The organism is Rhodococcus sp. EPR-134 (assembly GCF_001647205.1).
In the GTDB taxonomy this organism is placed as follows: domain Bacteria; phylum Actinomycetota; class Actinomycetes; order Mycobacteriales; family Mycobacteriaceae; genus Rhodococcus_F; species Rhodococcus_F qingshengii.
This window is the reverse complement of the sequence record NZ_LVCT01000780.1, coordinates 1-566: the sequence shown is the minus strand read 5'-3', so window position 1 is coordinate 566 and position 566 is coordinate 1. Positions and strand designations below refer to the sequence as shown.

Genomic DNA, 566 nt, shown 5'->3' with positions numbered 1-566 from the left:
AACTCTGCCCTGCTTGATGCGCTGAAACAGCGCGTTGTCATCGGCGACGGAGCGATGGGCACCATGTTGCAGGCCGCGGACCTCACCCTGGACGACTTCCTCGGCCTCGAGGGGTGCAATGAGATCCTCAACGACACCCGTCCCGACGTGCTCAAAGACATCCACCGTGCGTACTTCGCCGCTGGTGCCGATGCCGTCGAGACCAACACCTTCGGTTGCAACCTGCCCAACCTCGCCGACTACGACATCTCTCACCGGATCCGCGAACTCGCGGAAAAAGGCACTGCTCTCGCCCGTGAAGTAGCGGACGAGATGGGACCAGGCCGCGACGGCATGGCCCGATTCGTACTCGGCTCGATGGGACCGGGAACCAAGCTCCCCAGCCTCGGACACGCACCGTACGCAGTCCTGCGTGACGCGTACACCGAAGCTGCGCTCGGCATGATCGACGGTGGCGCCGACGCCATCCTCGTCGAAACCTGCCAGGACCTGCTTCAGGTGAAAGCTGCAATCCTCGGCAGCCAGCGTGCGATGGAGCAACTCGGACTGCGGTTGCCGATCATCAC

At 63.4% G+C, this 566-nt stretch carries 1 protein-coding gene; it reads left to right on the top strand.

Annotated features, from left to right (window positions below):
• A partial coding sequence (locus tag A2J01_RS33360) for a homocysteine S-methyltransferase family protein (protein ID WP_231916218.1) occupies positions 1–566 on the top strand: 566 nt, incomplete at both ends.